The sequence below is a fragment of the Dyadobacter sp. CY351 genome, from assembly GCF_021502625.1.
GTDB lineage: Bacteria > Bacteroidota > Bacteroidia > Cytophagales > Spirosomataceae > Dyadobacter > Dyadobacter chenhuakuii.
In genome coordinates this window covers 197,605-224,387 of record NZ_JAKFFU010000003.1, presented here as the reverse complement: position 1 = coordinate 224,387, position 26,783 = coordinate 197,605, and the positions used below count along the sequence as shown (strand labels likewise).

The window sequence follows — 26,783 nt, the reverse complement described above, 5'->3', positions numbered from 1 at the left end:
AACAGGTTTTGGCTTGTTTGCAGTTGCGGTATATTTGGTAAATGAATAGTGAGCATAAGGTCTTAATCCCCGTTCCGGCGCTTTTTAGTTTTGAAGAATGTTTGTGGTTTCTTAACAGAAATTATGATGATTGCCTGCATATCATTAAAGGCGATACCATCTTTAAGGCACTGGAAGTGGGAGCGGAAATGCTGCTGGTGTCCATCCGCGAGCATTCGGGTTTCCTGGAACTGGAAATTCTCAAAGGAGAAGCAACGCAGGAAAATAAGTCCTATCTTATTGGTTATGTGCGTGAATGGTTTGATATGGATACGAACATTCAGCCGTTTTACGACCTGCTGAAAGCTTATGGACGCATTGCCTACATGGCCGAAGATTATAAAGGCCTGCGGGTGATTGGCATTTCCAATCTTTTCGAAGCCATTTGCTGGTGTATTATCGGTCAGCAGATTAATTTGTCTTTTGCCTATAAAGTGAAGCGGCGGCTGGTGGAACATTATGGCAAGCGAATCGACCATGAAAATGAATCTTACTACGTTTTTCCCGAGCCCGAAGTGCTGGCAGCAGCTGATCCGGACCTTTTGAAGGAAATGCAGTTTTCGAAGCAAAAATCGGATTACGTGATTGGCATTGCCAGGGCTTTTGCAAACGGGAGTTTAGATAAAGAAGCAATTCGCGCATTACCCGACTTTGCAGCACGTAAAAAAGCATTGACGGATCATAAGGGAATCGGTGTATGGACGGCTAATTATGTTTTAATGAAGTCGTTGCAGGAACCTGGAGGCATTCCGCATGGTGATATCGGTCTGTTGAATGCACTTTCCAATCACAACATTATCCAGGATAGAAGGGAAACAGGCAAGATCGATACACTTTTTCAACAGTTTGCAGGCTGGGAGAGTTACCTGGTCTTTTATCTCTGGCGGAGCCTTACTTTCAAGGTTTTACCGTAATGTGCTGTTTTAGTTTCCACTTCGAGTAAGCTTCCCGCATACAATGTCCGCATGGTCGGAAACCTCGCGACATCGCCTCTTTCTCAGAATTGAAAAAGACCCGGTTTTTCATTTTCATGCGCTTTCCCGAATTACATTGCAATGTTCCGTAAATTTTGAGACGAGCATTTCCGCCATAACAGATTACGTGATCGTCAGTTAGTTTCTTCAACCTTCTGCTCGTTTGAAACGACGGAGGTCCGAGGTCCGAGTGCCTGATCATGGCTTTCAGCTTAGTGCGTCGTGGAAAATGATTCCCAGCGTGAAGCGGTTCCCGGAAGTCACTTCGGAAACGCCATGCTTCATATTGACGCGATAGTAACCTTTGGTTCCCTTCACGGGTTTGAAATTGGTTGTGAAGACCAGTATGTCTCCTTTCCTGGGTTTCAAAACGATGGCTTTCGACTGAGCGCGCGGTGTTTGTTGGGTCAACACAAATTCTCCTCCTGTATAATCATTTTCAGGGTCGCTAAGGAAAATAACCAGCTGAATAGGAAAGAACAGATCTCCGTACAAGTCCTGATGCAACGTATTATGCCCGCCTTCACCGTATTTCAGGATCAGCACGGTTGGCTTTGTTTGCTGCTTTTCGTGACACTTTGTCTGAAAATCCTGGAAATCAGCAGGGTAATGTTGGTCAATGTTGAGGACTTGCATCCATTTATTAGCGACCAGGGCAAGTTTTGAATAAAAGCTTTGTCGTAAATGCTGGATCAGGTCTGGCAGGGGATATTGAAAATATTTATATTCTCCTAACCCAAACCGGTAACGCTCCATCACGATCGTCTTCCGATAATGTGCTGGTTCATTGTAAGATGCAATCAGCTCATCACATTCCGAAGGCGAAAGAACCTGTTCTATTAATCCGTATCCTTTTCTGTGCAGATCGTCCGTAATGTAACTCCAATCCAATGTTTCAATGCTCTTCATTCGTCTTATTTCTGTTTGATCCAATCTAATATTGACAGGACAAAAATAGGCGCCGAAGGACCGCTGAAAAACCTGAATCTTGCTAGCTTTTGGTTATTGTATACATTAGGAAGAAAGCACCGACTCGTCCTTGCGCTCACCGATCTGCTGGCGCCACATGGCATAATACAAGCCTTTTTCATCAAGCAAAGCATGATGGCTTCCCGTTTCCACTACATGCCCTTTTTCCAGGACATAAATCCGGTCTGCATGCATTATTGTAGACAGCCTGTGCGCTATCATTACCGTAATATGCTGACGCTGATCGGTAATGTTGCGGATCGTGTTGGAAATCTCTTCTTCTGTCAGCGAATCCAATGCAGAGGTTGCCTCATCGAAAATCAGCAAATGCGGCTCACGCAGCAGCGCACGGGCAATGGATAAACGCTGCCGCTCACCACCCGAAAGTTTCAACCCGCCTTCGCCGATCACCGTATCAATCCCGCTTTCAGCTCTCGACAGCAAGTTATAGCAAGCCGCTTTCAGCAACACATCGTTAATCATTTCATCCGTTGCACCGGGGTTTACAAAAAGCAGGTTTTCTTTTATTGTGCCTGAAAAAAGTTGCGTATCCTGCGTTACAAAGCCGATTTTGTTCCTGATTTCATCAAAATCAATGTTATTACCATCTATGCCATTGTAATATACAGCTCCCGAAATGGGATGATAAAGGCCCACAAGAAGCTTGACCAATGTCGTCTTTCCCGAGCCGGACGGTCCAACGAACGCAATGGTCTCGCCCCGTTTTACGTCAAAAGAAATATCTTCCAAAGCCGGTCGGTTCGCAGATTGATGCTGAAACCTGACCTGTTCAAATCGCAGTTCTTCGATGTCTGTAATCACCTCGGGATTTGCGGGCTTGCGTTCGACGGGCCTGGCCAGCAATGTTTGCAGATTGTTCAGCGACGCTTCGGCCTCGCGATAGGAGAGGATCACATTACCCAGTTCCTGCAAAGGCCCGAAAATGAAGAACGAATAAAACTGCATCATCATCATTTGCCCGACGGTAATCCGGTCCCGGAAGACGAAGAACAACAAGGCGAACATGATACATTGTTGAAGGAAATTCACGAATGTGCCCTGAATAAAGCTTATCGAGCGGATGCTCTTTACCTTTCTGAGTTCCAGTTTTAGGATTTTGAATGTGGTTGTGTTCAAGCGGGTTATTTCCTGATTCGTCAGGCCAAGGCTTTTGACCAGTTCAATGTTCCGCAGCGATTCGGTCGTGGACCCAGCCAGCGCCGTAGTTTCTTTGACAATGTTCTTCTGGATTGACTTGATTTTTTTGCTCAAAACACTCGTCAGAACTGCCAGTATCACCGAGCCAACCAGGTAAATAAGCGGCAATGAAGGACTGAGCTTAAAGGCAACGACAACCACGAACACAATTCCTACCAATGTGGCAAAGAGCACGTTAACGAAGCTGGTAATGAATTTTTCACAATCCGCCCTAACCTTTTGCAGCACCGAGAGTGTTTCACCGCTGCGCTGGTCTTCAAAATCCTGGAACGGGAGGCGTAATGCATGGCGTAACCCATCTGTGTAAAGGTTTGCGCCAAACTTCTGGATCACAACATTGACGACATAATCCTGAAATGCTTTGGCAATCCGCGAAACCATGGCAACACCGATGATCATCAGCAGGCCGATAAGGATGCCCTTGAAAAAAGCGTCATCAAGGCCATTATCGCGGTAATATTGTGCTTTGTTGGCGTAAGGGTCGATGAGGTAATTACCGAGAATGTAGGGGTTCAGGAGCGAAAAGACCTGATTGATGGCTGCGAGTACAAGCGCCAGTAAAATGAGGGCTTTGTACCGGCTAAGGTATTGTATTAATAATTTCATGGTGAATGAGAGGCGAACCAGCGTTAGACTATTATGGGAAACCGAAAATCCGGTAATTTAATTCTCGCAGAACGCAGAAGAATGCAGATAGGGCAATAAAAAAGACATCCGTTCGGGATGTCTGATCTTTGGTAGCGGGGAGCAGAATCGAACTGCCGACCTTAGGGTTATGAATCCTACGCTCTAACCATCTGAGCTACCCCGCCGTGTTATTGTGGTGCAAAAGTATGTTAAAAAAAATTAAAGTCCAATGCGTTTTTTCAATTTTCGCCCTAAATTTTCGTTTGGATAAAAGAGCAAAAATTAACTTTGATGACATTTATTGTTGAATTATGCTATATTACAGCTTTTAAAATCAGCATATAAGGCGGTACTGTTGTGGTTAACCCTTTTTAATTTTAGTTCATATGGAAAAATATAAATTTGTTACTGAATTTGAATTGCGATCCTCTCCAAAAGTACTCTTTCCATATATATCGACGCCCTCGGGACTGGAACAATGGTTTGCTGAAAAAGTCACTGTATTGCCCGATCACCGGTTTGACTTCCAGTGGGACGGCGACAGCCACATTGCTAGACAGACCGGTTTGCGTATTAATAAAGCAGTAAGATTTGATTTTGAAAATACAAGCGATGATAATCTGGACAACAATCACGTGGAACTAAAACTTGAAGTTAGCGAGTTAACCCAGACAACATTCCTGCGCGTGACCGACTATTCGTCCAACCGCGATGAGCGGGAGATGGCTTCGCTTTGGGATGGCTTTATTGATAATTTGAAAGATATCGTTGGTAGTTGATGAAAAAGCTTGATAAGCTTATATTAATGTCCTTTTGGGGGCCTTTTGTGATAACAATGTCTGTCGTGGTTTTCGTCTTTCTGATGCGGATCATGATTTTTTACATAGATGATTTCGTTTCCAAAGACCTTGGGATAACGGATTACGCGCAATTATTCTTCTTTTTTAGCTTGATAACGGTTCCTACCGCGCTTCCGCTGGCCATGCTGCTGTCATCGCTGATGGCATTCGGTAACCTGGGTGAATTCTTCGAGCTGACAGCCATAAAAAGTGCAGGAATATCGGTTGTGCGTGCTATGGCGCCGCTTTTCATTGTCGCAGTTTCCGTCAGTGCCTTCTCATTTTATTTCAATGACCGAATTTCTCCGTGGGCCAATTTAAAGGGTTACAGCCTTTTATATGATATTAAGACCACGAAAGCCACTTTGAAGATAAAGGAAGGGATTTTTTACAATGATCTCCCTGGGTTTAGCATTAAAGTGGATAAGAAGGAAGAGAATGGTAAGTTGAAGGGAATGGTGATCTATAAGCATAGCAACCGTTCGTATGAAGTGGGAAACACCGAAATCATACTGGCGGACTCGGGCCGGATGTATTCCATCAATGATAACCGTTACCTGGTGATCGAGCTTTATAACGGAACGCGTTACACGGATGAGGTGAGTTCCGGCACTGCGCGGCCTGCGTATATATCTTCACCGATAGGTGGGGGCAGCATGCCGAATTACTCCAATTTCAGTCGCAATTCGTTCAAGCACTTCCGTTTGACGGAAAGCCTTTCGTCGTTTGGTATGAAGCGCACGGATGAAGGACAGTTCAAATACCACGAGTTTATGAAGAACATCAGCGACCTGACTTCAACGGCAGATTCGCTCCGTAACTCCTATAATGAGACGCGGAAAAATCTCGTGGCCGGCAGCCAGCAATATTATTCCTACAATTATCGCGAAGGAACCGATAAAACGCTGAAAAAAGGCCCCTGGATTGATTCTTTGCTGAATAAGCCAGTTTCTGACAGCTTGAAAAAGGAGATTTTAATGAATACGAAAAGCGCTGCGAACAGTATGCTGAGTTACACCAAATCCCAGAAGGATTACTTGCAGACGAAGCTGAAAGATGCAACCAAGTATGAATTGGAAAAACACCATAAATATACCAATGCATTATCCTGCCTGATCATGTTCCTGATTGGCGCGCCACTGGGTGCCATCATTAAAAAAGGCGGGTTTGGGGTGCCTGTCCTGGTATCCATTATTTTCTTTATCCTGCTTTATGTCCTGACCAACCAGGGCGACAAATGGGTAAGGGAAGGCATGCTCGCTGTGCCCGTAGGCGCGTGGATGGCTAATACAGTGCTGCTTTTGACCGGATTATACTTTATCGACCGGGCGCGGAGTGACTCGCGGTTGTTTGAAAAAGATGTCTATTTGATGTTTGTCAAAAGAATAAAAGAAAGATGGGCAAGTAGATTTGGCAAAAGGGCGCTTATTCAATCATAGTAAAATTATATTTTTATTTCAGGCCGAAAATCGTAATTTTGCGTCCTTATTTACAGCAGGGTGCTGTGAAAAGTCCAAAAATAATTAATCTGTTGTTACAATTATGTATTTAACCGCGGAAAAGAAGACCGAGATCTTCGAATCAAAAGGTTTCAAGAAAGAAGGCGGAGACACTGGATCTGCTGAATCACAAATTGCTTTATTTACGTATCGTATCAATTATTTGAACGAGCACTTAAAAACGCACAAAAAAGATAACGATACAAGACTTGGTCTACTTAAAATGGTAGGTAAGCGCCGTAGATTGTTGGATTATCTGTACAAAAAGGACATTAACCGCTACCGTGCGATTATTGCCGAACTGAACATACGTAAGTAATTTAGAATCAGGGAACTTCATCTACATGAAAGTTCCCTGATTTTTTGCGGAATTAACAAATTTGGAACGTCAGGATGGCGTTTCGCAGCTACAAAAAACAATATTTTATGCTCTTTAATATAGTTACCAAGACTATACCCTTGCCAGACGGAAGGGAAATCACCATTGAAACAGGGAAATTAGCAAAGCAGGCCGACGGTTCGGTTGTAGTTCGTTTGGGCAACACGATGTTGCTGGCGACAGTTGTAGCTAATAAAGATATTAAAGAAGGTCTTGACTTCTTGCCATTATCAGTTGACTATCAAGAAAAATTCGCATCTGCGGGACGTATTCCCGGAAGCTTCCAGCGTCGTGAAGGCAAGTTGTCTGATCCGGAGGTTTTGACAAGCCGCCTGGTAGATCGCGTTTTGCGTCCGTTGTTCCCGGATGATTACCACGCAGAAGTTCAGGTTAACCTTATGCTGATGTCGGCTGATGCAACTGCATTGCCTGATGCATTGGCAGCTTTGGCAGCTTCTGCTGCACTTGCCGCTTCCGATATTCCTTTCGGCGGACCGGTTTCAGAAGTTCGCGTTGCGAAAATTGATGGCCATTACGTTGTTAACCCGGGTTCAGTGGAACTGGAACGTGCAACATTGGAGCTGATGGTAGGCGCAACCTACAATGACATCGCGATGGTGGAAGGTGAAATGAGCGAAGTGTCGGAGGAAGAGGTTGTGGAAGCATTGAAAGTGGCTCACGAGGTTATCAAGCAGCAATGTCTTGCTTTGAAAGAGTTCGAAGCGGCAGTTGGCAAAACAGAAAAGAGAGAATACGTAGGCGATGCAGCAGACGAAGCGCTTGAAGCTCGTTTGAGAACAATTGCATACGATAAAATATACAAGGTAACCCAGCTGGGCTCAACCAACAAAACTGTTAGAAAAGAAGGTTTTAAAGCAGTTTGGGAAGAGTTCATTGCTTCGGTTCCTGAGGATGAAGAAGGTTTTGACAAATCCCTGGCAAAACGTTATTTCAATGACCTGGTGTGGGAAGCATCACGCCGCCTGGTTTTGGATGAAAGGATCCGTCTTGACGGCCGTAAACTGGATGAAGTTCGTCCTATCGCTTCTGAAATCGACTTCTTGCCAAATGCACATGGTTCTGCCTTGTTTACAAGAGGAGAAACGCAGTCATTGACAACGGTAACATTGGGTACGAAAAATGATGAGCAGATTGTTGATACGCCGATGAAATACGGTTACAGCAAGTTCATGCTGCATTACAACTTCCCTGGATTTTCAACCGGTGAAGTGAAACCAAACCGTGGTCCTGGCCGTCGTGAGGTAGGTCATGGTAACCTGGCTTTGCGTGCATTGAAAAAAGTATTGCCCGTTGCTGAGGACAATCCATACACAATCCGTATCGTATCCGATATTCTTGAATCAAATGGTTCGTCTTCGATGGCAACGGTTTGCGCTGGTTCTCTTGCATTGATGGATTCAGGTTTGAAGATCAAAGCACCGGTTTCAGGAATTGCTATGGGTCTTATTTCTGATGAAAAAACAGGCAAATATGCCGTTCTTTCGGACATTTTAGGTGACGAAGATCACCTGGGCGATATGGACTTCAAGGTAACCGGAACTGAAAAGGGGATTACGGCTTGCCAGATGGATATGAAAGTAAACGGACTTTCGTATGAAGTTTTGACAGAGGCGCTTATGCAGGCGAAAGCAGGCAGATTGCACATTCTGGGTGAAATGAACAAGACGATGACTGAAAGCCGTGCCGATCTGAAACCACATACACCACGTGCTGTCGTGATCAAGATCGACCGTGAAATGATTGGTGCCGTAATCGGGCCTGGCGGTAAGGTTGTTCAGGATATCCAGAAAGAATCCGGCGCTACGGTTTCTATCGAGGAAAAAGATGGAGCAGGATTTGTAAGTATATTCTCTGCTGATAAGACTTCGATGGATAAGGCGGTTGCCCGTATCAAAGGAATTATCCTGGTGCCGGAAATCGGAGAGATTTATTCTGGTAAAGTGAAATCAATCATGCCGTTTGGCGCGTTTGTTGAATTCTTGCCAGGAAAAGACGGCTTGCTTCACATATCCGAAATCAAATGGGAACGTCTTGAAAAAATGGACGGTGTGCTTGAGGTAGGAGAGGAAGTTCAGGTTAAATTGGTAGAAATCGATAAGAAAACTGGTAAGTATCGTCTGTCACGGAAAGTATTGCTGCCGAAGCCAGAGAACAAAAATGATTAAAATAGTGTTTTTGGAAACAAGGGCAATATTTAATGTCGTTATATATAAAAATAATAAAAGATAGATGAGACAGCTAAAGATCAGTAAGCAAATTACCAACCGTGAGAGTCAGTCGTTAGACAAGTATTTGCAAGAAATCGGGAAGGTGGATTTGTTGACGCCGGACGAGGAAGTGACGTTAGCTCAGAAAATTAGGGATGGTGATCAGCTTGCATTGGAAAGACTTACCAAGGCGAATCTTCGCTTTGTAGTGTCTGTGGCCAAGCAATATCAAAATCAGGGCTTGTCATTGGGCGACTTGATTAATGAAGGTAACTTAGGTTTGATTAAAGCTGCTCAGCGTTTTGACGAAACAAGAGGTTTTAAATTCATTTCTTACGCAGTTTGGTGGATTCGCCAATCTATTCTGCAAGCGCTTGCTGAGCAGTCCAGGATTGTACGTTTACCCCTCAACCGTGTAGGTTCTTTAAATAAAATATCAAAGACTTTTTCAGAACTAGAGCAGCGTTTCGAGCGTGAGCCTTCTCCTGAGGAATTGGCAGAAGTGCTTGAAATTTCTTCTTCCGAGGTTGTTGATACGATGAAGATCTCTGGTCGTCACGTATCCATGGATGCTCCATTCGTTCAAGGTGAAGAAAACAGCCTTCTGGATGTGTTGGAGAATGATCTGGAAGACAAGCCTGATTCCGGTTTGGTGAATGAATCATTGCGTAAGGAAGTGCAGCGTGCACTTTGCACATTGACACAGCGTGAGGCGGACGTTATCGCATTGTATTTCGGTTTGAATGGCGAGCATGCCATGACGCTGGAAGAGATCGGTGAGAAGTTCAACCTTACCCGTGAACGCGTTCGTCAGATCAAAGAAAAGGCGATCAGAAGATTACGCCACGTATCGAGAAGCAAAGCATTGAAAACATACCTGGGTTAATCTCAGCTTATCATGTTGCAATTAACCAGTGATTTGATACAGTATTAATTAAATAGCCTCTTAAATGAGGCTATTTTTATTTACAGATATGGCCATTTTACAACCTTTGGTGGATCTCGCCGCCATTTGCTACGCACAGGGAATCCGGCACGTCGTGGTCTCTCCTGGCTCCCGCAGCGCTGCGCTTACGCTCGCATTTACGCGCTTCGGGCGCTTCACATTACACGTGTGCATGGATGAGCGCTCGGCGGGCTTCTTAGGGCTGGGAATAGCGCAGCAAACAGGCGTTCCAGTAGTGTTAATATGCACATCCGGCAGTGCAGTTTACAACTATGCGCCAGCTGTCTCTGAGGCGTTTTTTCAGCAAATTCCGCTGGTTGTTATTTCCGCCGACCGGCCTAAGGAATGGTTGCATCAATATGATGGGCAGACGATCTATCAGAGCGAAATATTTGGCAAGCACATCAAGCGTTCCTTCGAATTCTCGGCTGATTATGCGCACGCAGATGTGCAATGGGCTATTAACAGGATGTCGAACGAAGCGGTAACGCTGGCAGCAACGGTTCCGGCCGGTCCGGTGCACATCAATGTTCCGATCAGAGAGCCATTCTATCCTGCGCCGGGTGATGAAATGATTCCGTCTCCGAATTTGAGGATTATCCAGCGCCAATCGGCGGAGAAAACCCTTGCCCAGGAAGAATGGAATGCATTGCTGGACGAGTTTGAAGACTGCCCGAAAATACTGATCGCTGCCGGTCAGCAAATGCCCGATCAGGAACTAAGCGATGTGCTGAATAAGATCTCGGAAGAGTGGGACATCCCGGTCCTGGCCGATCATATCGCAAACATTTCCGGAGCGAAGATCATCCGCAACCACGATCTCTTTCTGGGAGGAAGTGATGTCGAACAACTGGCGCCCGACCTGCTCATTACGTTCGGTTTGTCATTCATTTCAAAAGATTTCAAACAATTTATCAGGAAAAACCCACCCAAGCTGCATTGGCACATCGGCGAAGACACATTTTTGGCCGATCCAACGCAATCTTTGACAAGAACGATTCCTGTTAATCCTCGGTACTTCTTTAAAAATTTGTTCGAAAAACTTGACTACCAGCTGTTTGTGCAGAATTCAGACCCTGAAACGGACTCAGCCTACCTTAGGCGTTTTGCAAGCAGTGATGCATCAGCAGCTAGTACAAGAGATAAATATCTAAAAAATCTATCTTTGATATCTGATTTAACATCGTTAGATTTACTTTTTAAATATACCAATAATAATTTTCAGTTACATGTTGCGAACAGCATGTCTATCCGATACGTCAATTTGCTCGACCTTGGCAGTAGGGTCAATGGCGTGTTTTGCAATCGGGGAACGAGCGGAATTGATGGTTGTGTGAGCACTGCTATTGGTGCCGCGCTGGTCAACGGGCAGGACACATTATTAATTGTGGGTGACGTTGCATTCATGTACGACCGCAACGGTTTGCTCATCAACTCGCTTCCGCAAAATCTTAAAATCGTGGTGATCAATAATGCCGGTGGAAATATATTCCGGATGATCGACGGGCCTTCCGGCTTGCCCGAGATTGAAACTTACTTCGAAACCAGACACGCACTTTCGGCCAGGCGCACTTGCGAAGATTCTGGCATTGCCTATTTCAGTTGCAATGAAATTGAGACAATGGATACAGCTATTAATGCGTTCTTAGAGAACAAAGGCATCAGCTTGTTGGAAATTTTTACTGATCCTTACGAGAATGAAAGGGTTTGGAAGGCATTGAAGAAGTTGGGTAAGGAATAATAGGTGAGAAGTATCTTACAAATAAGGTTAACGACAGTTTTTTGCTGATTGCACCATTGAAATAGAGTCCTTCAACACAGCGCCTTGCTTCCAGATCCTGCAAGCTTCCGTAAGGTTCTTTTGCTGGAAGTAAGCCTGACCCGCAAGTCCGTAAAGCATATCGACCGGCTCCGCAATATCGATGGCTTTTGTGAATGCTTCAATCGCCTTGTCGTGCGCGCCTGACTGCTGATAATAGATGCCGAGATTACGAAAGGCGTATCCGTTTTTGGGGAGCCTGTCGAGCGATTTCTCGATGAGTTCTTTCGCTTGCTCAGGCGAACCTGTCTGCAACAAAACATAGCCTTTGTTGTTGAGCGAATAAGGGTCGTTTGGCGTTGCTGCCAGAACCTTATCAAAATAGGAGAGGGCCATTTTCCAGTTCCTTTCTTTTGTCGCAATTAATCCCAGATTGTTGAGCGCTTCGGGTTGAACCGGATTCAAAGCCAGGGCATTTTCAAAATCTTCCTTGGCTGCTTTCCAGTTTTTAAGGCCGTAGTATATAGCTCCCCGGTTGACGTACGCTTCAACATTCAGCTTCTGTAATTGGATCGAGCGATCGTAGTCGGCAAGTGCAAGGGATGCATTGCCTTCCGCACCCAGCAGATTTCCACGCACAAGGAAAAACCGCGATGAATCCCTATAATCTTTTTCAATTTGCTGCAAGTCCTGCTTTGCTTCGCGCAAACGCCCCAAATCAAGCCCTGATTCTGCCCTGACGAGATTTGCCTGTGTGAGTGTAGGGTCGATTTTAATCGCTTCTGTCAAAATCTCATGGGCATCTTCCGGCCTGCCCATTTTCAATAAACTTATCCCTTTATTGAGGTATGCGTCCGAAAAATCTGCATTTTTGGCAATTGCTTCGTCATATAGGCGTAATGCTTCGGCATAGTTCTTTTGACTAAGGGCTTTGTTTCCTTTCAGAAAGAAGTCAGCGGCATCTTTCTGATCCTGACCAGAACAAGCGGAAAGAATTAGCACTAATAATATTAGTATTCTATTTAGTTTAATACTGATAACCATAGAGTTGCAACAATTTATAAAATGAGATATATTAAGGATATACCCAACGACAAATTTAAGATCGGCCTTTATCAATGGAACAATAAATACATTGTCAAAATTGAATCCGGCATGTATGAGCAAACTTACAAAATCGATGACTACGAAATTGAAAGTCCGGCAGAAATAGAACGCTGCATGGACGAATCATTTATTGCTGCAATTACCTCCCGTTTTGATGCAATGCATGATGATTTTTCAGAGTCTTTACGGCGTAACGAAGTGATCTTCTGAGGTTATAAATAATGCCTTTACTATCAACGTATACGGTTTTAGTACACTTTTCGTTAGATAGCAAACAATTTTAAGAGGTAAGAGCGCACCAAAATACTCTTTAAAAAGATATGGTTAATGACATTAATTCAAATCAAAAATTCACCAACTCAGTCTCTATGGTTTTTAAACACGGCGCCTCCACTTTCGGAATGCTTTTATATGTTGGCGCATCTTCGGTTTTTGCTCAGAATACATTAAGCGTAACCGAACCGGAAGCCCATTTTCGAAATGGCCTGGAATATTATGAAAAGTCCAACTACGTGGCAGCCAGGCAGGAATTCAACGAGTTTTTAGGAACGGATGATAAGTTGCTGAGCACCACGGACTATAACAAGGTTACGGCGGAATATTATGTCGCAGTTACCGGCTTATATCTGAACTATCCCGAAGCGGAAGTGCAAGTGGACCGTTTCGTAAAAAATCATTCAGAACATCCCAAAGCACAGCAGATTTACGGCGATCTGGGCCGTTATTACTACGAGTCCGGGCAGTATGAAAAGGCCATCACTTATCTGGATAAAGCTGTTAACGTAGGAGGAAGCGGCGCGAATAAGCTGGAAAGCACTTATCAGTTGGCTATGTCTTATTACAACACGCAGCAACTGGATGCAGCGCTGCCGTTGTTTAACCAGGTTAAAACGGAGACTTCTTTCGCAAATGCGGGCGATGCTTCGTTTTATGCCGGTGTGATCAATTACCAGAAGAACAAATTTGAAGAAGCCTATCAGGATTTTCAGCGGATCGAGGATCATCCTTACTATAAGAACGAAGCGCCCAACTGGATTATATCATCCTTATACCAATTGAAGCGTAATGATGAGCTGCTAACTTACGGCGAGAAGATCTTGAAATCGCAGAGAGGCAATACTAAACTGGATGACGTTGCTTTGTATGTAGCAGAAGTGTATTACGAGAAAGGCGACTATGCTGCTGCTGTAACTTCTTACGAGCGTTACAAGCGAATGAAACCAGGCGTTGTGCCTCCGACAGTGGCATTACATTATGGTCATGCGCTGTTCAGAAGCGGTAACTATGAAGGTGCAATAACAAACTTAAAACCCATCGGACCGGGCAAAGATTCTGTTTCGCAGTACGCCTCATATATACTGGGAATCAGCTACTTAAAGACTTCTAAATTAACTTATGCTTTAACAGCATTTGACAATGCCGCTAAGCTTGACTTTAACCCTGTCGTTAAAGAAGAAGCCGCTTACAACCATGCAAAGGTTCAGTTGGAGTCGGGGAACAACAATGAGGCCGTAAAGGAGTTTAACGACTTCATGGCAAGATATCCTGAAAGTAAACATACCGAGGAAGCAACTGAATTAGTAGCCGAAGGATATGCCAGCGCAAGCAACTCGGTTGGGGCAATAAAGTACATTGAGGGCCTTTCCAAGCGGAATGCTAAAATAAATGGCACCTATCAGAGGCTTACTTATAACCAGGGAGTCCTCGATTTCAATGCGCAGAAGTTTGATAATGCTATTGTAATGTTTGATAAGTCAATCAAGTTTCCTATTGATGAGCAACTTTTCATTTCTGCAACATATTACAAGGCGGAGTCGACATATGGTTTGAACAAAGTAGATGAAGCTGCCAACCTGTACTCGCAGATCTCAAAAAATCCGAAGGCAGGCATTTATGCAAGAAAGAGCTTATATGCTCTGGGATATATTTACTATAACCAGAAAAAATACGCTCAGGCTTTAACATACTTTAAGGAGTTTACGAACAACATTGAAGGCATCGAGCCGGCGATGATCGAAGATGGCTTTTCCCGGCTGGCGGACTGCTATCTGGCTGCCAAGAATTACAATGAGGCGATCAAGACCTACGAGCAGGTTTCGTCCAAAGGTAAAGTGGATAAGGATTACGCTTTGTTCCAGAAGGCCCGTGCTTATGTATACATGAACCGGGAGCAGGAAGCGCGCAGACAGTTTGATCTGCTGATCAGCCAATATCCGCAGTCGAGATATCTGGATGATGCCTATTTCCAGCTGGCCGACATTGATTTTCAAAAACAGAGCTATTCTGCTGCTGTGAAAGGTTTCACGAGAATGATCAACGAGAAACCGAAGAGCAACGCAATCCCCGCAGCATTGCTTCGTCGCGCGCAGTCGTACTATAACTTGCAGGTGTACGAACAAGCGATCGTCGATTTCCGTAAGATCTTGACTGAATATGCAGACTCTCCATCCGCAAACAGCGCTTTGGAAGGGATTCAGGAAGCCTATACGGCTGTTGGACGTCCGGAAGAGTTTACGCAGGTGCTTGGTGTTGTAAGGAAAAACAATCCGGGTAACGAGAAGCTCGAAGAAGTGGAGTTCGATAACGTGCGTAATCTTTATTATGCAGAGAAATATGAGAATGCGATCAATGCATTGCAGGGCTTCATTCAGAGTTACCCTGCGAGCAAGCATCAGTATGACGCAAACTATTTCATTGCTTCTTCTTACGACAAGAGCGGCAAGGTGAACGAGGCATTGCAATATTTCAGTAAAGTGGTTCAGCAAAACAAATCAACGTTTGTTGCCGCAGCTGCCCAACGCTCCGCAGAACTGGAAATCGCCCGGGGTAATTACAACAATGCGGTTTCAAACTTCCGGGTGCTGCTCCGCAATTCGGAAAGCAAGAAAGAACAGGCGCAGGCTTGGGTTGGCTTGATGGACACTTATTATACATTGAAAAGCTACGACTCCACATTGTATTATGCCAAAGAAGTCATCAATAGTGGCAACCTGATCCCGGGTGCAGTTGGAAAAGCCCAGCTTTATGCGGGTAAAGTGCCCTACGACCGCGGGGATCTGACAAAGGCAGCCGAAGAGTTTAAAAAGATCGCTGCAACGTCAAAAGATGAATACGGCGCTGAGGCCAGTTACTGGGCAGCAACGATTCTTTTCAAAAATAAGAAATTCAAAGAGGCTGAGACGGCGATCATTGAGATGGGCAAGAATTTCGAGGGATATGATTACTGGCGTGTAAGGTCTTTTATACTGCTTGCTGAGGTGTACGTAGGATTGAACGAAATGGGACAGGCTAAGGCCACATTAACCTCCATTATCGATAATTCCGACGATAAAGAAGCAGTTGAGCTTGCTAAGGAAAAATTGGCTCAGATCAGTAAATAATAAGATTCATTCCTGCGGGACTAACAGAAAATATTAAGACTCATGACGAAATCCACCGCGATACGTTCTTCCTTATTTCTATTGACACTTGGCTTTTCTTCCCATTTCGCTATGGCGCAACGGGGCGAGATTGAGAGCCAGACTTACGAGATTGTAAAAGAAAAAAGCATTGAATTCGCACCTGCAAACCGGGTTTATGATAAAGTTGATCCGATAAAAGGTGAAACGGGCAAGAAAAAAGTTGATTACCAGATCATTGATCCGCAAATCGACCTTTCGTCGCCGAAGCTGACGCCGAGCGTAGCAGCATCATCGGAAGAACAGAAACGCAAGGACGAACCGGATGTGCTGAATAATTACGTTAAGCTTGGCGCTGGTAACTACGGCCGTTTTCTGGGTGAAGCATTCGTAGGCGGTCGTCCTTCCGAAGATCTGGTTTTTACCACGCAGCTGAAACATTTATCCGCCGCCAATGGTCCGGTTGATAATAAGAACTCGGCTAATGCGTCAACCAATTTCAGGATAGGCGGTAAATACATTCGGAGCAAGTACAAGGTGGAGGCAGCGCTGGACTATGATCGTAAGAACTACTATTTCTACGGTTATCAGCCACAGCCCGAAACTGTTCAGGTGAACAGGGACAGCATCCGCCAGACGATTAACAGGTTTGGTGTAGCATTGGGTTTTGAAAATACAGATGCTTCTGTACTTGTTGATTATTCAGTGAAAACGAGCCTGCATACATTGCGGGACCGTTATGAAGCTTCCGAATTGGATTGGGGAACCAAGTTAATGGCTTCCGTGCCGTTATCCGAATCGTTTCATGCATTACTGGAAGCGGATGCATTTATAACACAGCGTGTCGACCGCTTCACTTATAACAGGAATCTGTTCCGGGTAAAGCCTACATTCAAATACACATCCGACCTGTTCTCGGTAACCGCGGGGATTAATGTAGCCAATGAAACAGACAGCGAATTAGAGATCAACAGAACGAAAGCATTCCCGGTTCTGAACATTGACGTTGCACCTTTTGACGGGCTGCACGTTTTCGCCGGCTGGAATGGAGATATGGTGAGGAATACGTTGAAAAGTATGCTCGGCGAGAACATGTGGCTGGGTCCCAATGTTCAAATACTTAACACTGATAAGGACTCTGAAATCAGTGCGGGCGTAAAAGGTGAGGGACTTGCCGGTTTCAATTATGAAGGTAAAGTTGCTTACACGCAATACAGAAATTTTTATTATTTCAACAATTCCCTGGCCGACACATCGCAGTTCTCGATCATTTATGATCCGGGCAAGACAAAAGTGCTGAGCATTTCCGGTCAGGCGGGTTACAACTTTAATGATCTGTTCAAAACGTCTGTTAAAGTAAACTTCTTTGATTACTCAGTTGCAGACCTTGAAGAGCCCTGGCACCGTCCTGATCTTACGTTAAACTGGTTTAATGCGCTTGCAATCAGTAAAAAATTGTTCGTAACAGCGGATTTTTATATGCTGAGAGGAATAAAAGCAAAAAATTTCCAGAGCGGCGAAGTGACCAAACTGCCTGTGATTGCGGACCTGAATTTCAAGATTGATTATCTGTTAACCAGGAACTTCTCTGCATTTGTGGCCCTCAACAATGTGTTAGGTAAGCAGTATCAGCGTTACCAGTATTACCCGCAGCAAGGACTAAACTTTATTGGAGGATTATCGTTTTCTTTTTAACTTCGCTGAGTTAACTGAAAAAACATTCATGATAGCAGTCGAAACAGTCATCCGAAAACTTGTAGGTGAATATGAATTTGTAATCATTCCAGGATTCGGAGCATTGCTTTCGCACCAGATCCCGGCTGCTTATGATTCGATGTCGCAGACTTTTTCTCCTCCTGCTAAGAAGCTGGCGTTCAACGAGTTCCTTAAACTGGACGATGGACTTTTAGCCAATTACATTTCGCGTCATGAAAGCTTGTCGCATCTGGAAGCGGTTGAATATGTAAAAGGTTATACGGATGAACTTCGCCATAACCTCGAACAACTCGGCCGGGCGCAGATCATGGGGATTGGGGATTTCAGCAAGAATATCGAGGGTAAGCTGGTTTTCGAGCCGAACACTGAGAAATATTTCAAGGATGAATGGTATGGTTTTGAGAAGATCAGGGCCAAGCAGGTTGATAAAAAGATAGTTCCGATCGCAGTTGGAGACAATTACATTGCTGAGGAACAGGTTGAAGTTATTGAATCAGAAGAGGATAGAACAGGCACATTCAAGTGGGTAAGATGGGCCGCTGCGGCAGCCATAGCCACATTGATCTGCGGTTTAAGTGTGTTTTTGGTCAATTCAAGAAACGGAGACATTCAAAGCACATTGAACCCATTCACCGAGTTGTTTGCCAAAGCAGAAGCAACGAATGAGGAAAAATCGGAAACGACGGTTGTTGAACCGGAAACTGTTAAACCAACCACACAACCGGTATTAATCACTGATTCTGTTGCTGTAACCAATTTGCCGGTTGAAACTGCGAAACCTTTAAAGGATGATTCAGTTAAAGCAAAAATGGCAATCCTGGCGGTTAAGCCAGAGCCGGCTGCAACCATCGAGCCAGCATCGTCTTCTAAGTTCTATGTGATTGCAGGAACATTTAAAGGGATCAAGCAAGCAAAAGTGCTCCTGGCCCAGTTAAAGGAAAAAGGATTTGAGGACGCCAGCATTTTGCCTCCCGACCGGTTTGGTAAGAAGGTGAAGGTGGCAACGAACGGCTACGGCACCGAGACCGATGCTTACCGCGCCTCTAACAAGCTAAAAGGAGTGATCGGAGAAGCGGGCTGGGTTTACAAGAAAAAATAATCTAAATAAGCATAGAGAAGGAAGCATTAAAGTGCTTCCTTTTTTCGTAACACACGATTTTTTTTAAATTTACGTTGTTGAAACAGTAAAATAATAGCAAATACAATGATTGTATTACAAGCCGAAGATCGTCAGAGAATTGCAGTGTCCTGGGCTATGTCCATCGGGATCACCATCGCAATGCTTGGCATATTTTTCTTCATCAGGCTGAACAGCTCAATACCCAAAGTGGCTCCTATGGAGCTTTTTGTGGAAGTGAACTACGGAACTGACAAGGTGGGCCGCGGCGACGTGCAGACGTTTAACAAGCCTAATGACAGCAAGGTCGCTGAAAATATGCGGGCAGATGCAGATGAGGTGAAAAAAGTTAAGTCTGTTGCGACACCTAAACCAACACCGCCAACTCCTCCGAAGATTGAGCCGGTGAAACCCACAAAAACGGTTGCTGAGAAGCCTGTAATTACGTCCAAGGCTGAGAGCCCGGTGGAAGCGCCTGAGAAGAATGAGAGCAAGAAATCGACCGGTTCCGAAGCTTCATCAGCCCCGGCTGCCAAGCCGACTCCTGAAAAGGCAGTTAATAAGGATGCATTGTTTACAAAATCATCCGGAAGCAAGTCGGGAAGCAATGGCACAAACGGCACAAAAAGCGGCGTGGGTGGTAATAACAATGGCGATGATGCAGACGGCGTTGGTGACAAGGGTTCTAAAACAGGAAGCTTATTTGCCAAGACATACAAAGGTGAAGGCGGCGGTGGCGGAACGGCAGTAGGGTTGAGCTTATCCGGTTGGAGCTGGTCGAGAAGACCGGTTGTGGACGATAATTCGGATGCTACGGGCGATATTACATTCAAAATTACCGTAGATAAGAATGGCCGTGTGAAGAGCATTATCACGCAAAACACAACAGTTACCGATTATTCAGTTGTTAATAAATACAAAAGCGCAGTGCGCGATTTGACCTTTATCCCAAAGTCATCAAACGTGCCAGACGAATCGGTAGGAACGATCACATTTAAAATCCGTTCCCAATAGTCTTCAGAATGAATTACCAGGAAACATTGGATTATCTGTATAGCCGCCTGCCGGTTTTTCAGAACATCGGGGCCCGTGCTTTCAAGCCGGGCCTTCATACTACCCGGGAGCTTTGTAACTTTCTCGGAGATCCCCAAAATCATTACCCAACCATCCATATTGGCGGGACAAACGGCAAAGGGAGCACATCTCATATGCTTGCTGCTGTGTTGCAGCAAGCCGGTTATAAGGTTGGTCTTTACACATCACCTCATTTAAAGGATTTTCGGGAGAGAATCCGGGTTAATGGCCAATTTGTAACAGAAGAATTCATTATCGACTTTATCAGCGAAAATAAATCTAACATTGAAAGATTGTCGCCTTCATTCTTCGAAGCGACTGTTGCCATGGCATTTTCGTATTTTTCAAAAATGGAGGTGGATGTTGCGGTAATCGAGGTTGGGATGGGCGGAAGGCTGGATTCGACGAATATTATAACACCAGAACTGTCCATAATCACCAACATCAGCCTTGATCACACGCAATATTTAGGCGAGACGTTGGAAGAAATAGCAGCTGAGAAGGCTGGCATAATTAAACCAAACATTCCAGTCATAGTCAGTGAAAAGCAGTCCGATTCTATCAGCGGTGTGCTTTCGAATGCAGCTCTGAATGCGGATGCACCGATTATCTACGCGTCCGACCAGTATAACGTGCAGAAGAAAGGTCTTAGGGATGGCTTGTTGGAAGTAGATGTAGTTGAAAAAGAAACGCTCACGAGCATCTTTGAAGGGTTGCGTTTAGACCTTACCGGTGCTTATCAGTTAAAGAACATTGCAGGCGTTGTAGCAGCAATTCAGACATTAAGAAAAAAGGGTTGGACACTTTCTGACTCGCAAGTAAGGGAGGCTCTCTCGGCTGTCATCAAAATCACGGGCTTAAAAGGACGCTGGCAAAAACTCCGCGAAAAACCGGATGTTTATTGCGATACCGGCCACAACACCGCAGGATTAGCGTCCGCGTTGGAGCAATTTGAAAGCGTCGCTACCGGCGCGCAACGATTTGTTGTGGGCTTTGTTGGCGATAAAGACATCACTTCAATGCTTCAATTATTTCCGTCAGATGGGATATTTTACTTTTGTCAGCCCTCCAATTTGCGCGCACTGGATGCCAAGGAGCTGACACAGCTGGCCGCGTCGTTTGGCTTAATTGGAAGAGCCTTTTTGAATGTAAATGATGCATTGGATGCTGCAATCGGCGAGTCCGATCCACAGGACACTATTTACGTGGGCGGAAGCACTTTTGTAGTGGCCGACATTGAAGATTTGTAATAGATTATTGAATAGAATGACCAGAAGAAAGTTAGAACACTACAAGTTTAGCGCCGACGCCGCGAATGTTATTGAAGCAGGAAAACCCTTATACACCCAAATCAAAGGCCATTGGAATAGTTTATACTTTGAAAATGATTATCCGGTTGTCGTTGAGCTTGCCTGTGGGAAGGGTGAATACACCATTGGATTAGGCAAGCAGTTCCCTGAAAAGAACTTTATTGGGATGGATATCAAAGGAGACCGCATCGCAAGGGGCAGTCTGATCGCGACTGAGAACAGACTTAATAATGTTGCCTTTTTGCGGGCAGGCATCCAGTATGCAGACGAATTTTTTGAAGACGATGAGCTCAGTGAGATCTGGCTTATTCATCCGGATCCGCAGGTTAGGGACCGGGACGAGAACAAAAGGCTGACAAATCCTGAATTCCTCGCGCGCTATGCCAGATACTTAAAGGCGGGAGGCATGTTTTACCTGAAAACTGACAGCACCTTCCTATACGAGTACAGTCTTGAAAAGCTGAGCGAATCGGAAAGCTTTACGATCATCGAACATACGGCTGATCTTTACGAGTCGCATCTTCACGACGAGCATTATGGGGTCAAGACACATTATGAAAGCATATTTGTATCGAAAGGATATACGATCAAATACATTAAAGCAGTTGTCTCTTAAACAAAAAGGCCTTTTTATCGATTGATAAAAAGGCCGTTTTCGTTATACTTATCAGTTTATTACTTGCCGATCAGGCTGGCGAAGTAGTAAACTGTTCTTACCAATTGAGATACGTAAGACATTTCATTGTCGTACCAAGCCACAGTTCTAACGATCTGTGTATCACCAACTTTCTGAACTCTTGTTTGCGTAGCGTCAAAAAGCGATCCGTAGTTAATACCGATGATGTCGCTGCTAACGATTTCGTCTTCTGTATAACCGTAGCTTTCGTTAGATGCGTCTTTCATAGCAGCATTGATCTCTTCAACCGATGTTTCTTTTCCAAGAATAACAGTTAATTCAGTCAATGAACCGGTCAATGTTGGTACACGTTGTGCAGAACCGTCCAGTTTTCCTTTCAATGCAGGAAGAACAAGTCCGATCGCTTTGGCAGCACCGGTGCTGTTAGGAACAATATTCTGTGCAGCTGCACGAGCTCTTCTCAAATCACCTTTTGGATGCGGTGCATCTTGCGTGTTCTGATCATTTGTATATGCATGAATCGTGGTCATCAAACCATTCACGATGCCGAATTTCTCTTCCAACACCTGAGCCATTGGCGCAAGGCAGTTGGTTGTACAAGAAGCACCGCTGATGATAGTTTCAGAACCGTCAAGAATGTCATGATTCACATTGAAAACGATTGTTTTCAAGTCGCCGGTAGCAGGAGCGGAGATAACCACTTTTTTCGCGCCAGCTTTAATGTGCGCACTTGCAGACTCCTGGCTTGTAAAGAAACCTGTACATTCCAGAACAACGTCTACCTCATGTGATGCCCAGGGAATTTGAGCAGGGTCACGTTGTGCATATATTGCGATATTTTCTCCATTAACAACAACTGAATTGTCAGTAGATTTTACATCAGCATCAAAACGGCCATGGGCAGTGTCATATTTAAGCAGGTGGGCCAGTACTTTTGGGCTGGTAAGGTCATTGATAGCAACTATATCGATGCCTTCCATATTATAAATCTGACGGTAAACCAGACGGCCGATCCGGCCAAATCCATTGATAGCAACTTTTACTTTAGACATGTCTTTCTAGTGATTGTTTATTACTGACGCGAAATTAACAAAAATGTGCCCTTATTTAAAGGATTTGCATAAAAAAGTCGATCAAAGATCAATACTCTGCCTACTAATCTTATTAGTGAAATTGCGGGAATACTATTTATGCTAGTAATTTCGGGTTTTTACTAAATAAGTTAGTATATATTTCTGTTGAATTTATTTATTCCGTTTGATTTATGTCTTTATATTTGTCTGGAAGGGTAGGGTAGCTGGCTTCACTACGTGGATAAACCTCCCTAGCAGATTTTGAAGTGAAATATTGTCTATTTTAAAGATTTGGCGATAACTCGGTTTTTAAGGGTTTAATTTTACAACATCTCATAACTAACTATAATACAGTACTTTAAAACAATTTAACTAATCCATTACTTGAACATGTTTGTTGCAGAAAAGATTGAGTCTTATTGGTCAGACCGGGAATTATTACAGGATCCTGCTGCCATAAATTACATCAAAGAAGTTATTGAAGAGGTCGATAAAGGCAGACTGCGGGTGGCCGAACCGCAGGAAGACGGATCATGGAAGGTAAATGAAGCGCTGAAAAAAGCCATCATTCTATATTTTCCGATTCAGCAGATGTCTGTTAGCGAGGTTGGCATCTTCGAATATCATGATAAAATGAAATTGAAGACAGGATATGACAAGCTAGGCGTTCGGGTTGTACCACCAGCCGTTGCGCGCTACGGTGCATACATATCAAAAGGTGTTGTACTGATGCCGTCGTACGTTAACATTGGCGCATACATTGACGAAGGCACAATGGTCGACACCTGGGCAACTGTCGGCAGCTGCGCGCAGATCGGCAAGAATGTTCACCTGAGTGGTGGCGTAGGAATTGGCGGCGTGCTGGAACCTGTACAAGCTGCACCTGTTATTATAGAAGACGGTGCGTTCATTGGTTCACGCTGCATTGTAGTGGAAGGCGCGCACATTGGTAAAAGGGCGGTTTTGGGAGCAGGCGTAACAATCACCGGGAGCTCGAAGATCATAGATGTAACAGGCTCTGAGCCCGTAGAATACAAAGGTTTTGTTCCGGCAGACTCAGTGGTTATCCCCGGCACGCTTCCAAAGGAATTTGCCGCCGGAACCTATCATGTTCCCTGTGCATTGATCATCGGGAAACGCAAAGCCAGCACTGATCTTAAAACATCCTTAAATGATGCATTGCGTGAAAACAATGTGACAGTTTAAGTTGATAAATTTATGTTAAGGAAGAGCGTTATCCTGGATAACGCTCTTTTTTTGTGTCTCAGATGTTTGAATGCTCACAAGAAGCTATAAATGAAGCCATTTATTAATGTAAATGGGTTGTTGTTTACATTAATAAATAGCTACCTGAAATAATGTTACATTATTAAACTTAACATTTGTAAATATAAATTACATTTAATAACTTGCATGTAACATTGTAAACTGAGCACTACGTGGATTTAAATGAAAAAATCAAACAAATTTTGGCTGACAAAAATATGTCGCCGTCCATATTTGCTGATGAGATCGGCATCCAGCGATCCAGCATGTCCCACATTCTTGCAGGACGTAACAAACCAAGCCTGGATATCGTACAGAAGATTATCAAGCGCTTCCCTGAACTGGGAACGAATTGGATATTAGATGGTGAAGAGCTTCCAACCAGCTCTTCTGAATTTTTAGAGGACGGTCAATCCAGCCATTTAGAAACCCCTACAGCAGACAAAAGTCCGGCTGCACGGGATGCAAACCTTCCTCTAAAACCAGGCGTAGGCAATAAGAATTTTAATAGAACATTACCGGTCTCAACAAACAACTCTTCCGACACCCGCCGGATTGAAAAAATTCTAATATTCTACTCGGATGGGACGTTTGAGGAAGTAAGATAGAAGCATCTAACAATGTTAGATTTTCTGCCACCAGTATTACAGATTCTATTTAAGAAGGAGAATAGTCCCGGTAAGGCTCGTTTCGGCGGTTTTTATCGTATACGGATAGCTTCCTGCCGGGACTGGCGTGTTGTCTTTGTATTTTCCGTTCCATGGATCCTGATATCCCTGAGAGGCATAAATTACCTGGCCCCATCGATTATAAATTCGCATTTCAAGGATCTGGTCTTTGGCATTAAATATCTCAAAACGATCATTATGCCCATCGTCGTTTGGTGTAAACGAGGTAGGGATGTGCATTTTAGCTATCACATAAACTTCCGTAGATGCTTCTGCCTTGCATCCGTTTTCAGATTCTACAACAATAGTATAACGGGTATCAACAAGCGGGTCAACCACAGCATCACGTTCGTCATTTGCTGAAACCAGGCCATCCGGCGGTGACCACAGATATTTGTATGTGGTCGGTTCGGAAGGTTCAACCTTGGGCTGCAATGTCACTTTGGACCCTTCCACTACGCCCTTTCTTGCAGGGAGCGTTACGGAAACAGATTCTTTTGCTACCAATATCGTATCCGAGCCGGTGCATCCGGTTGCTTCATCTGAAATCAAAAGAGAGTAAGATCCGGAATCTTTCGCTTCCAGTTTGCTCTGCTTCTCATTCAGGACCGCGTTGTTTCTGCTCCATGAAAGTGCCAGTCCATTCTTTACACTTCCTCCGTTCGCAACCAATTTTGCTACCTCACCCTCACAAATGATATTTTTATCCGCCGAAATAGTTGCCTCAATAGGTGGAGCAAGGGTAACATTGACCATTAGTGACGATGTATCCCGCGAACATTTCTGAGTGTAGCTTTTTATCACCGAGTAAACACCCGTGTCACTCACGGCGATGGCCGCTTCCGTTGCACCTGGAATGTTCGACCCGTTGCGCTGCCATTGATATGACCAGTCGGCTGAACTTTCCGTTTGTAAGGTAACGGGCCGTTCAGGGCAAAAGGAAACCTCAGTAACAGGCGCGGCATTCAGCATAATCACCGGCTGCTCCGGCTGATCATCATTGCAATCGATCACAAGCAGCTGAAAGTCTCTCCGGATCACACCGATTTTCTTGCCATTTCTGTACTCTTCAACCTCCACTGCAAACACATACAAGCCCAGCCGGTTTGCGGTCACTGTAAGTTTCCCTGTCTTGTCGATAGCCAGCGGACGCGGGCCAGGAATAATATTGGATAAAGAAATGCCATTTTCCCAATCTACAAGCGGGTAGTCTGATTTTGGCGCGCTATTGCCATTAATCTTATTAGGCGTTGTGTAACCCCGGTAAGGCGTTACCAATGCGTATCGAAGTTCGTCACCATCCGGATCGGACGCTGACATGCTCATTGAAAAGGCGCGGTTACTACATATATATTGACCATTAGGAGCTGAAAACGTCGGAGAAGTATTTCGGGTACTAACAGGTGGAAATTCAAGATAAAACACCATCCCCATCTCCCCGGGATACTTAATGTTATTGACGTCCTTGTTGCGGCAACATCTTTCCCACACAATGTAATAACCTTCCGGATCATTGTAGTCCTGCTCGGGCAATGCTACTGTTCCTTTATATGTGCCAATCACGGTGCTCAACGACCGGGCACTTGCGCATGCTTTGTTTTGATATTGAATGGTTTCAGAAGACAGGTAGCGCACGCGGACCTGCTGCATAAAATTGTTATCACGCTTCCGATAGATGTAAACATCCGCTGCTGCGTCCCTGTTTCCGTTTCCGTCGGGGGATGGTTCCACCAGATTATTCTTGTCCCAGAACTGGATCAGCGTAATTTCAAAATTACCAGCATTTGCAAGCGGACGCATCAAAAGCTCGCCTCCGACGATATGATCGGCATTTACTTGCATTGAAAGGAAAACTAACAGTGGTAGAAACCACAAAATCCTTCGTAAATATCTTGTCATCAACCCAACTGTTAAGTCCCCTACGTTCGCATAAAATTAAT

The 26,783-nt window shown here is 44.5% G+C and carries 22 protein-coding genes and 1 tRNA gene; 16 read left to right on the top strand and 7 right to left on the bottom strand.

Going from position 1 to position 26,783, the window contains the following annotated elements; translation table 11 throughout:
• Nucleotides 1–41: 41 nt before the first annotated feature.
• Complete coding sequence (locus tag L0660_RS06560) at nt 42–953, top strand: DNA-3-methyladenine glycosylase (protein WP_235158698.1); 912 nt, start codon at nt 42–44, stop codon at nt 951–953.
• Here L0660_RS06560 and L0660_RS06555 read toward each other — a convergent pair.
• The 4 genes from L0660_RS06555 to L0660_RS06540 all read right to left on the bottom strand — a co-directional run bounded on the left by L0660_RS06555 (nt 937) and on the right by L0660_RS06540 (nt 4,012).
• Complete coding sequence (locus L0660_RS06555) at nt 937–1,164, bottom strand: Ada metal-binding domain-containing protein (protein ID WP_235158697.1); 228 nt, start codon at nt 1,162–1,164, stop codon at nt 937–939. The two genes, L0660_RS06560 and L0660_RS06555, sit on opposite strands and share 17 nt — an antisense overlap.
• A gap of 56 nt (nt 1,165–1,220) precedes the next feature.
• A complete protein-coding gene (locus tag L0660_RS06550; protein ID WP_235158696.1) occupies nt 1,221–1,922 on the bottom strand; it encodes a 2OG-Fe(II) oxygenase in 702 nt (233 codons plus the stop codon).
• Between the two features lie 105 nt (nt 1,923–2,027).
• Nucleotides 2,028–3,806 (bottom strand): ABC transporter ATP-binding protein, encoded by a 1,779-nt coding sequence (locus tag L0660_RS06545; RefSeq protein WP_233798393.1) that lies wholly within the window; start codon nt 3,804–3,806, stop codon nt 2,028–2,030.
• A gap of 129 nt (nt 3,807–3,935) precedes the next feature.
• Nucleotides 3,936–4,012: transfer RNA gene (locus L0660_RS06540), tRNA-Met, on the bottom strand.
• A 201-nt stretch (nt 4,013–4,213) separates the two neighbouring features.
• On the opposite strand from L0660_RS06540, the gene L0660_RS06535 reads away from it, so the two are divergent.
• The 6 genes from L0660_RS06535 (at nt 4,214) to menD (ending at nt 11,459) form a co-directional block, all read left to right on the top strand.
• Entirely contained in the window at nt 4,214–4,606 is a 393-nt protein-coding gene (locus tag L0660_RS06535) for an START-like domain-containing protein (protein WP_026628779.1), read from the top strand.
• A complete protein-coding gene (locus tag L0660_RS06530; RefSeq protein WP_235158695.1) occupies nt 4,606–6,105 on the top strand; it encodes an LptF/LptG family permease in 1,500 nt (499 codons plus the stop codon). Before L0660_RS06535 ends, L0660_RS06530 begins: the two co-directional genes overlap by 1 nt.
• A gap of 103 nt (nt 6,106–6,208) precedes the next feature.
• Nucleotides 6,209–6,484 (top strand): 30S ribosomal protein S15, encoded by a 276-nt coding sequence (rpsO, locus tag L0660_RS06525; protein ID WP_026628777.1) that lies wholly within the window; start codon nt 6,209–6,211, stop codon nt 6,482–6,484.
• A gap of 107 nt (nt 6,485–6,591) precedes the next feature.
• Complete coding sequence (gene pnp / locus L0660_RS06520; protein ID WP_235158694.1) at nt 6,592–8,730, top strand: polyribonucleotide nucleotidyltransferase; 2,139 nt, start codon at nt 6,592–6,594, stop codon at nt 8,728–8,730.
• Nucleotides 8,731–8,794: 64 nt separating this feature from the next.
• Nucleotides 8,795–9,658 (top strand): RNA polymerase sigma factor RpoD/SigA, encoded by an 864-nt coding sequence (locus L0660_RS06515; protein WP_015810559.1) that lies wholly within the window; start codon nt 8,795–8,797, stop codon nt 9,656–9,658.
• 64 nt (nt 9,659–9,722) lie between these two features.
• Nucleotides 9,723–11,459, top strand: a complete 1,737-nt coding sequence (gene menD / locus L0660_RS06510) for a 2-succinyl-5-enolpyruvyl-6-hydroxy-3-cyclohexene-1-carboxylic-acid synthase (RefSeq protein ID WP_235158693.1) — start codon at nt 9,723–9,725, stop codon at nt 11,457–11,459.
• A gap of 27 nt (nt 11,460–11,486) precedes the next feature.
• On the opposite strand, the gene L0660_RS06505 is transcribed toward menD, so the two are convergent.
• On the bottom strand, nt 11,487–12,479 hold the full coding sequence (locus tag L0660_RS06505) for a tetratricopeptide repeat protein (RefSeq protein WP_235158692.1): 993 nt from the start codon (nt 12,477–12,479) through the stop codon (nt 11,487–11,489).
• Nucleotides 12,480–12,542: 63 nt separating this feature from the next.
• Between L0660_RS06505 and L0660_RS06500 the strand changes: the two genes are divergently transcribed.
• The 7 genes from L0660_RS06500 (at nt 12,543) to trmB (ending at nt 21,815) form a co-directional block, all read left to right on the top strand.
• Nucleotides 12,543–12,794 (top strand): hypothetical protein, encoded by a 252-nt coding sequence (locus L0660_RS06500; protein ID WP_233798388.1) that lies wholly within the window; start codon nt 12,543–12,545, stop codon nt 12,792–12,794.
• Between the two features lie 158 nt (nt 12,795–12,952).
• A complete protein-coding gene (locus L0660_RS06495; RefSeq protein WP_235158690.1) occupies nt 12,953–15,964 on the top strand; it encodes a tetratricopeptide repeat protein in 3,012 nt (1,003 codons plus the stop codon).
• Between the two features lie 42 nt (nt 15,965–16,006).
• Entirely contained in the window at nt 16,007–17,677 is a 1,671-nt protein-coding gene (locus L0660_RS06490) for a TonB-dependent receptor (protein WP_235158689.1), read from the top strand.
• Between the two features lie 28 nt (nt 17,678–17,705).
• The gene (locus L0660_RS06485) at nt 17,706–18,797 is read left to right on the top strand and encodes an SPOR domain-containing protein (RefSeq protein WP_235158687.1); all 1,092 of its coding nucleotides are present in this window, start codon (nt 17,706–17,708) and stop codon (nt 18,795–18,797) included.
• A gap of 105 nt (nt 18,798–18,902) precedes the next feature.
• Entirely contained in the window at nt 18,903–19,829 is a 927-nt protein-coding gene (locus L0660_RS06480; RefSeq protein WP_026628769.1) for a hypothetical protein, read from the top strand.
• Nucleotides 19,830–19,837: 8 nt separating this feature from the next.
• A complete protein-coding gene (locus tag L0660_RS06475; protein ID WP_235158686.1) occupies nt 19,838–21,139 on the top strand; it encodes a folylpolyglutamate synthase/dihydrofolate synthase family protein in 1,302 nt (433 codons plus the stop codon).
• Between the two features lie 16 nt (nt 21,140–21,155).
• On the top strand, nt 21,156–21,815 hold the full coding sequence (gene trmB, locus L0660_RS06470) for a tRNA (guanosine(46)-N7)-methyltransferase TrmB (protein ID WP_235158685.1): 660 nt from the start codon (nt 21,156–21,158) through the stop codon (nt 21,813–21,815).
• Nucleotides 21,816–21,874: 59 nt separating this feature from the next.
• On the opposite strand, the gene gap is transcribed toward trmB, so the two are convergent.
• A complete protein-coding gene (gene gap / locus L0660_RS06465) occupies nt 21,875–22,888 on the bottom strand; it encodes a type I glyceraldehyde-3-phosphate dehydrogenase (protein ID WP_235158684.1) in 1,014 nt (337 codons plus the stop codon).
• Nucleotides 22,889–23,299: 411 nt separating this feature from the next.
• On the opposite strand from gap, the gene L0660_RS06460 reads away from it, so the two are divergent.
• Together L0660_RS06460 and L0660_RS06455 are read left to right on the top strand one after the other, a co-directional pair.
• The gene (locus tag L0660_RS06460) at nt 23,300–24,115 is read left to right on the top strand and encodes a 2,3,4,5-tetrahydropyridine-2,6-dicarboxylate N-succinyltransferase (protein ID WP_235158682.1); all 816 of its coding nucleotides are present in this window, start codon (nt 23,300–23,302) and stop codon (nt 24,113–24,115) included.
• Nucleotides 24,116–24,348: 233 nt separating this feature from the next.
• Nucleotides 24,349–24,783 carry a helix-turn-helix transcriptional regulator gene (locus L0660_RS06455; RefSeq protein ID WP_235158680.1) on the top strand — a complete coding sequence of 145 codons (435 nt, stop codon included), beginning with the start codon at nt 24,349–24,351 and terminating at the stop codon, nt 24,781–24,783.
• A 45-nt stretch (nt 24,784–24,828) separates the two neighbouring features.
• On the opposite strand, the gene L0660_RS06450 is transcribed toward L0660_RS06455, so the two are convergent.
• Nucleotides 24,829–26,685 carry a gliding motility-associated C-terminal domain-containing protein gene (locus L0660_RS06450; RefSeq protein WP_235158679.1) on the bottom strand — a complete coding sequence of 619 codons (1,857 nt, stop codon included), beginning with the start codon at nt 26,683–26,685 and terminating at the stop codon, nt 24,829–24,831.
• Nucleotides 26,686–26,783 lie beyond the last annotated feature (98 nt).